The 7,921-nt window shown below is 47.2% G+C and carries 7 protein-coding genes; 5 read left to right on the forward strand and 2 right to left on the reverse strand.

Features of this window, described 5'->3' with window-relative positions; translation table 11 throughout:
- Positions 1 to 83: 83 nt before the first annotated feature.
- Both GOU96_RS16095 and GOU96_RS16100 read right to left on the reverse strand, forming a co-directional pair.
- Positions 84 to 1,172: an MJ1255/VC2487 family glycosyltransferase gene (locus GOU96_RS16095; RefSeq protein WP_001893712.1), complete on the reverse strand. Its 1,089-nt coding sequence runs from the start codon at positions 1,170 to 1,172 to the stop codon at positions 84 to 86.
- Positions 1,169 to 1,702, reverse strand: coding sequence for a phosphatase PAP2 family protein (locus GOU96_RS16100; RefSeq protein WP_001882150.1), 534 nt, complete (start codon positions 1,700 to 1,702; stop codon positions 1,169 to 1,171). Before GOU96_RS16100 ends, GOU96_RS16095 begins: the two co-directional genes overlap by 4 nt.
- Before the next feature lie 381 nt (positions 1,703 to 2,083).
- On the opposite strand from GOU96_RS16100, the gene leuA reads away from it, so the two are divergent.
- From leuA to GOU96_RS16125, 5 genes are all read left to right on the forward strand, one after another.
- A complete protein-coding gene (gene leuA / locus GOU96_RS16105) occupies positions 2,084 to 3,634 on the forward strand; it encodes a 2-isopropylmalate synthase (RefSeq protein ID WP_001064850.1) in 1,551 nt (516 codons plus the stop codon).
- Between the two features lie 111 nt (positions 3,635 to 3,745).
- Positions 3,746 to 4,837 (forward strand): 3-isopropylmalate dehydrogenase, encoded by a 1,092-nt coding sequence (gene leuB, locus GOU96_RS16110; RefSeq protein ID WP_267783097.1) that lies wholly within the window; start codon positions 3,746 to 3,748, stop codon positions 4,835 to 4,837.
- Between the two features lie 57 nt (positions 4,838 to 4,894).
- On the forward strand, positions 4,895 to 6,298 hold the full coding sequence (gene leuC, locus GOU96_RS16115) for a 3-isopropylmalate dehydratase large subunit (protein WP_175247941.1): 1,404 nt from the start codon (positions 4,895 to 4,897) through the stop codon (positions 6,296 to 6,298).
- 15 nt (positions 6,299 to 6,313) lie between these two features.
- A complete protein-coding gene (gene leuD / locus GOU96_RS16120) occupies positions 6,314 to 6,916 on the forward strand; it encodes a 3-isopropylmalate dehydratase small subunit (protein ID WP_000012775.1) in 603 nt (200 codons plus the stop codon).
- Positions 6,917 to 7,016: 100 nt separating this feature from the next.
- On the forward strand, positions 7,017 to 7,808 hold the full coding sequence (locus tag GOU96_RS16125) for a DUF547 domain-containing protein (RefSeq protein ID WP_258501354.1): 792 nt from the start codon (positions 7,017 to 7,019) through the stop codon (positions 7,806 to 7,808).
- The last annotated feature ends 113 nt before the right edge of the window (positions 7,809 to 7,921 follow it).

Below are 7,921 nucleotides of genomic sequence, written 5' to 3' on the forward strand. Positions count from 1 at the left end.
TATAAAAATGCATTTTTAATGGGTTTTTATTAATTATTAATTTGAACAATAGATACATCCTTTACTGAACACTAATATTCACGTCAAAAATGTTTTAACGAAGGACTCATTGGGTTAGTCAGTTCATTACCCAAAATTGCGTAACTGGGGAAATCGACTTTTTGCCAAAGTTGCTGACAAAGTACTTCACTATTTTCCCATTTCCCCTTGAGAATCCATTCAACTAAAAAGTGAGCCACATCGGGATAGATCACTCGCTCAGCCTGTTTCTCATCAAGCCACAGACGTAAGCAGGCAGGGTCAAGAAACTCCATCACACTTGCCAGCCCAAGTGTTTCAAGGGTTGCCGCATTACTCACCTGTTCAAATTGGCCAGCCAATGGCTTCATTAATAATTTTTTGCCTAACGCTAAAGCTTCCGAAGGCAACTCAAAACCACCACTGGTGATCACTCCGCTGCATTGGTGTAAATGATGCTGAAAATCACCATGATGCAAACGACGCAGTTCGACATTTTCCGTCAACTCGTTTTCTGGCACCTCGGGGTGATAACAAATGAAGTGAATATTGGTAAATCTATACAGTAACTCACAGATTTCATTCACATTTTCAAATGGAAGGTAGACTAATATAAAGTTCTGCTGACTCAGCGGCTGCTCCGGCGCATAAATAATGGGAGGCAAAATCGGCTGTTCAAAATGGTACCAATGTAAACCTAAATGGTACTGGGCTGGCGCAAAATGCCGCAAGATCGCTTTATCCAGCCAAGAAGCACCTTTTAATGGCACTGGATACAAGAAGGCATTCTGATGACTAATTCCAATACAGGGAATATTTTGTAATTTGGCCGCCCAAGCCGTCACTGGCTCAAAATCGTTTAAAATCAGGTCATAACCAGAAAGATCTAAGCGCTTCACCTCCTTCCAAAACTGCAACAGATTATTCTTACGTAACGTTTTAACGTAATTGACGTGGCCATTTTCGGTGGCAAAGGTCAGTCCTCGTCGAGTCGCAAAATCACCAAAGCATTCCATTGAAAAATACTTCTCAACAGGACGTCCTGAGAACAGATAATCCACATCAACTTGCTGCTGCTTAAGTGCCGCACACATGGCTCTTGAACGCGCAATATGCCCATTCCCGGTTCCTTGAACGCCATACAGTATTTTCAAATGCTTTTCTCCATTACGCTCATTGCGTAGGTTGCGCTGCCCATCCCAAGCAAAGCTCCAGCGATCACATCACTTAGAAAATGCACGCCTAATAACACTCGCGCCAAGCCAATTAAACCTGCCCAACAAAGTGCGACGGCATACCAATGAGGATAGATATAACCAATTAATGTCGCCATGACGAAGGCGGCAGCGGTATGTCCCGACGGTAAGCTGTAGCGATCGCTCGGCGTGATATAAGCCGTGACTAAGGCGGAAAGTTCTTGTGGACGTCGGCGCTGAAAACTGTTTTTCAGCAACCAATAAATCGGTAATTCAATAGCAAACGCAAGCAGGCCAACCGCGAGAAACAGCAGCCCATGAGTCTCATCTAACCACCAAGCTAGAATGCCCATCAGCGCGTAAAGGTGCCCATCTCCTGTATGAGAAATTGACTTACTGAGCCTCGCGACTCGCGTATTGTACTTATGCTGTAAGCAGAGTAATGAAAAAGCTAAATCGAGTTTAGCGATCGGTTCCATAGCTCGCATCACACATCCTTCCTTCTGGTGAGGTGATGCTTTGAGCTTATCGGCAGCAAATGACAGTCAGGTGAAAATTGTTTGTCGAAATGGTGACAAACGGGCACACAATTTAGTCATGCTGAATAAAAAATCAACTTTGGGGTTGACGCATTGTGTCGAGTACGGTACTAATCTGTTAACTTAATTGTGTGGATTGTTACAGATGACAATGCGTTTTTCTCTCCTGCTAGGCCTACTACTGATCGTGAAACCATCACGCGGGTAGGCTGTGGACGAAAAACACCACACAAGATAAAAAACCCGCAGCTGATGCGGGTTTTTTTATAGCCGATTTTTACAACAATATTCAGGAAGTTAGCCGTTAACTCTCAGTGCGAGGAAGCAAACATGAACAATCAGGTGATTATATTCGATACCACATTACGCGATGGAGAGCAGGCTTTGTCTGCCAGCCTGACGGTAAAAGAGAAACTGCAAATCGCCTACGCACTGGAGCGCTTAGGGGTAGATATTATCGAAGCCGGTTTCCCTGTTTCCTCTCCGGGCGATTTTGAATCGGTACAAACCATCGCTAAAAACATCAAAAATAGCCGTGTTTGTGCCCTTTCGCGAGCCGTTGCGAAAGACATTGATGCCGCGGCAGAAGCCTTGAAAGTCGCCGAAGCCTTTCGTATTCACACCTTTATCTCCACATCCACTATCCATGTACAAGACAAATTGCGCCGCAGCTATGACGATGTCGTCGAAATGGCAGTCAAAGCGGTGAAACATGCGCGTCAATATACGGATGATGTGGAGTTCTCTTGTGAAGATGCTGGCCGCACACCTATCGATAACTTGTGCCGTATGGTCGAAGCCGCGATCAATGCCGGTGCGCGTACCATCAATATTCCAGATACGGTCGGCTACACAGTGCCGAGCGAATTTGGTGGCATTATTCAAACGCTGTTTAACCGAGTGCCCAATATCGATAAAGCGATCATTTCCGTGCATTGTCATGACGACTTAGGCATGTCGGTAGCTAACTCGATTGCCGCTATTCAAGCGGGAGCGCGTCAAGTAGAGGGAACCATCAACGGTATTGGCGAACGTGCGGGTAACTGTGCATTGGAAGAGATCGCGATGATCATCAAAACCCGTCAAGAGTTGCTCGGGGTAACCACAGGCATTAAACACGACGAGATCAGCCGTACCAGCAAGCTTGTCAGCCAGCTATGCAACATGCCGATTCAAAGCAACAAAGCGATTGTCGGAGCCAATGCGTTTAGCCACTCTTCGGGCATTCACCAAGATGGCATGCTCAAAAACAAAAATACCTACGAAATCATGACTCCCGAATCGATAGGCCTCAAAAACCAAGCACTGAACCTCACTAGTCGTAGTGGGCGTGCCGCAGTGAAAAGCCATATGGACTCAATGGGCTACAACGAAAATGAATACAATTTGGATGCCTTGTATGAAGACTTCTTGAAGCTGGCAGATCGCAAAGGCCAAGTGTTTGATTACGATTTAGAGGCCTTGATGCATTTCTCTAATTTGCGTGAAGAGGATGACTTCTACAAACTCAATTACTTGAGCGTGCAATCGGGTAGCGTGATGGCCACCACCAGTATTAAGTTGCTGTGTGGCGGTGAAGAAAAATGCGAAGCCGCTGTTGGTAATGGTCCAGTCGATGCGTTATATCAGTGTATCTATCGCATCACAGGGTATGAGATTGTACTCGATAAATTCGATCTCACCGCCAAAGGCGAAGGTGAAGATGGTCTTGGTCAAGCGGATATCATCGCTAACTACAAAGGACGTAAATATCACGGTACCGGCGTCTCAACCGACATCGTTGAAGCTTCCGGTCAAGCCTTGTTGCATGTTATCAATAGCATTCATCGCGCAGATCAAATCGCCCAGATTAAACAGAAAAAAAGCGTCGCTACGGTTTAATGCTCATACTCCTTAGCTCTACTGAAGTTACTGCTAACCCTGAGTAGCTTCAGTATTCAAGAACCTTAGGCGACACAAACACAACTTAAAAATCGATCATAAAGGACTCGCATGACAGACAGAGATTACAAAATTGCCTTATTACCCGGCGACGGCATCGGCCCGGAAGTGATGGCACAAGCCCACAAAGTGTTGGATGCGATTGAGCAAAAACACGGCATTCGTTTCAGTCGTGAAGAGCACGATGTTGGTGGTATTGCGATTGATAACCACGGTAGTCCACTGCCAGAAAGCACTCTGCGTGCCTGTGAAGAAGCGGATGCGGTCTTGTTTGGTTCCGTCGGAGGGCCAAAATGGGAACATCTGCCATCTAACGAACAACCTGAACGCGGTGCTTTGCTACCACTGCGTAAGCACTTCCAACTGTTTTGTAATTTGCGCCCCGCGCAGATTCACCAAGGTCTGGAAGCCTTTTCGCCCCTACGTGCTGACATCTCTGCCCGCGGTTTCGATATTGTGGTGGTGCGTGAGCTGACTGGCGGCATTTACTTTGGTCAACCCAAAGGCCGTGAAGGTGAAGGCGCTCATGAAAAAGCGTTCGATACTGAGGTTTACCACCGTTTTGAAATTGAACGTATCGCGCGAATCGCCTTTGAGTCGGCTCGCTTGCGTCGTAAGAAAGTCTGCTCTATCGATAAAGCTAACGTGCTGCAAAGCTCAATACTGTGGCGCGAAGTGGTCAGCGAGATTGCCAAAGAGTATCCCGATGTCGCGCTTTCACACATGTACATCGATAATGCCACCATGCAACTTATCAAAGATCCAGCCCAGTTCGACGTGATGCTCTGCTCGAACATTTTTGGCGACATTCTTTCTGATGAATGCGCGATGATCACAGGCTCTATGGGCATGCTCCCCTCGGCCAGTATGAATGAAAGCAAGTTTGGCTTGTACGAACCGGCGGGCGGCAGCGCGCCCGATATCGCAGGCAAAAACATCGCCAACCCTGTCGCGCAGATCTTATCTGCGGCACTCATGCTGCGTTACAGCTTAGGTGAAGAAGCGGCAGCGCGTGATATTGAAAACGCGGTTAGCCAAGCCTTAGCAGCAGGTGAACTGACGGCGGATCTCGCAGGCAATAAACCAGCCCTATCGACCTCAGCAATGGGCGATAAAATCGCAAGCTATATTTTGAATTCATAAGTTTGAGAGTGGGGTTACCCCACTCCTCTTTAGCTCACTGAGCTCAAGGAAGAAGCAATGTCAAAAGCCAAAACTCTTTACGAAAAAATTTACGATGCCCATGTGGTGGTTGCCGCACCGGGTGAAACGCCGATTTTGTACATCGACCGTCATCTAGTCCATGAAGTGACCTCTCCACAAGCCTTTGATGGCTTGCGTGAAAAAGGTCGCCCGGTACGCCAAGTTAGCAAAACCTTCGCGACCATGGATCACAACGTCTCCACCACTACTAAAGACATCAATGCCTCAGGTGAAATGGCGCGCATCCAGATGCAAACGCTTTCCAAAAACTGCGAAGAGTTTGGCGTCACGCTGTACGACATTAACCACAAGTACCAAGGCATTGTGCATGTGATGGGGCCTGAGCTTGGTATTACCCTCCCCGGCATGACGATTGTATGTGGCGATTCACACACCGCAACTCACGGTGCATTCGGCTCGCTTGCCTTTGGGATCGGCACCTCCGAAGTAGAACACGTACTGGCCACTCAAACCCTAAAGCAAGGCCGCGCTAAGACGATGAAAATCGAAGTGCGTGGCAAAGTGGCTCCCGGCATCACCGCTAAAGACATCGTACTGGCGATCATTGGTAAAACAACTGCCGCTGGCGGTACAGGCTATGTCGTGGAATTTTGTGGAGAAGCGATTCGCGATCTCTCCATGGAAGGTCGCATGACCGTGTGTAACATGGCGATTGAACTTGGTGCGAAAGCAGGCTTGATTGCCCCTGATGCAACTACGTTCAACTACATCAAAGGCCGCAATTTTGCCCCACAAGGCAGTGATTGGGATGCTGCTGTCGACTATTGGCAAACCTTAAAAACCGATGAGGATGCACAGTTCGATGCCATCGTGACGCTTGAAGCCAGTGAAATCAAACCGCAAGTGACTTGGGGTACCAACCCAGGCCAAGTGATTGCCGTTGATGAGCCAATCCCATCACCTAGCCAGTTTGCCGATCCTGTTGAACGCAGCTCAGCAGAAAAAGCTCTGGCTTACATGGGACTTGAAGCCGGCAAAATGCTCTCCGATTATAAGGTCGATAAAGTGTTCGTCGGTTCATGCACCAACTCGCGCATCGAAGATATGCGCGCTGCGGCAGCGGTAGCCAAAGGGAAAAAAGTCGCCTCTCATGTCCAAGCTCTGATCGTGCCCGGATCCGAACAAGTGAAAGCGCAAGCCGAAGCGGAAGGCTTAGATAAGATCTTTATTGAAGCAGGATTTGAATGGCGCTTACCGGGTTGCTCAATGTGTTTAGCCATGAACAATGACCGCTTAGGGCCAGGAGAACGCTGCGCGTCTACCTCAAACCGCAACTTTGAGGGACGTCAGGGACGTGATGGTCGCACTCATTTAGTTAGCCCAGCAATGGCAGCCGCCGCAGCGATTGCAGGTCACTTCGTCGATATTCGTCAGTTTTAATTCAAGGAGAACCCCATGTCAGGATTTCAGCAACACACCGGCTTAGTCGTTCCTCTTGATGCCGCCAACGTCGATACCGATGCGATCATTCCAAAGCAGTTTTTGCAAAAAGTGAATCGCACTGGCTTTGGCAAACATCTGTTCCACGACTGGCGATTTTTGGACGATGCAGGTGAAAAAGCCAACCCAGAATTTGTGATGAACCAACCTCGCTACCAAGGCGCTAGCATTTTGCTCGCAAGAGAGAACTTTGGTTGCGGCTCCTCGCGCGAACACGCACCTTGGGCATTAGCGGATTACGGCATCAGAGTCATGATTGCACCAAGCTTTGCCGATATTTTCTATGGTAACTCGATCAACAACCAGATGGTGCCCGTTCGTTTAACCGAGCAAGAAGTGGATGAGCTCTTTAGCTATGTTCATGATACGGAAGGTGCAACGATTACCGTCGATTTAGAAGCGCTGAGCGTAACCGCGAATGGTAAAACCTACCATTTCGAGATTGACGATTTCCGTCGCCATTGTCTACTCAATGGCTTAGACAATATCGGCCTGACTCTACAGCACGAAGCAAAAATTGCGGAGTATGAAGCCAAGATACCGAGCTTCTTAAAATAAGCATTTCTAGGCTGCCAAATCGCAGCCTTTTTTATCGCGAAAGAAAATGCGTTGCCATCGGGTCTAGCTAATCACAATCTCACGATAAGGTTACTCTGATATGAAAACACTCTTCGCTTTCTGTATTCTGATTTTTTCCAACATAGTTTACGCTGCACCCAAAGCTGAGCTTTGGGCTTATTGGCAAGCAAGTAATAACAGTAATACGGCAACCATCTCTCACCAAGCTTGGCAAAGCATCCTCGATCGTAATCTTGTCCAAGTGGGAGAGAACGCCCTCTTTCGTTATGCAGAAGTAACAAAGGAAGATAAAACGCTACTCAATGATTACTTAGATCAACTGTCAAAATTGGATCCAAGAGAATTTAACCGCCAAGAGCAATATGCTTATTGGGTTAATCTCTACAACGCTCTGACAGTGAAATTAATTTTGGATAACTACCCAGTCGCGTCCATAACCAAACTAGGGGGCCTATTCAGTTTTGGGCCGTGGGATGAGAAAGTTTTTACTGTGGCAGGACAACCCCTAACCCTCAATGACATCGAGCACCGAATTTTACGCCCTATCTGGAAGGATCCACGAACCCATTATGCAGTCAATTGTGCCAGCCTAGGCTGCCCAAATCTGCAATCCCAAGCTTTTACCGCACAAAACACAGAACAACTACTTAGTAATGCAGCACATACCTTTATCAACAGCAGTAAGGGAGCAACATTGAACAATGACACCTTAATCCTCTCCTCTATTTATGACTGGTTTGCCGTTGATTTTGGTAATAAAGAAGATCTTCTTATTCACCTTGCGCAGTATCGTCCTGAGCTATCTCTTTATTCGGGCAAAATCGACTATCAATATGATTGGAAACTGAACGATGCGAAAGAAAAGAAATAATACAGAAAAGTGAAATAGCAAAAAGCCGCTGTATCTCTACAGCGGCTTCGTAAATCAAGCCTGGCGATGTCCTACTCTCACATGGGGAAACCCCACACTACCATCGGCGCTAC

It is taken from the genome of Vibrio sp. R-1, from assembly GCF_035615595.1.
In the GTDB taxonomy this organism is placed as follows: domain Bacteria; phylum Pseudomonadota; class Gammaproteobacteria; order Enterobacterales; family Vibrionaceae; genus Vibrio; species Vibrio cholerae.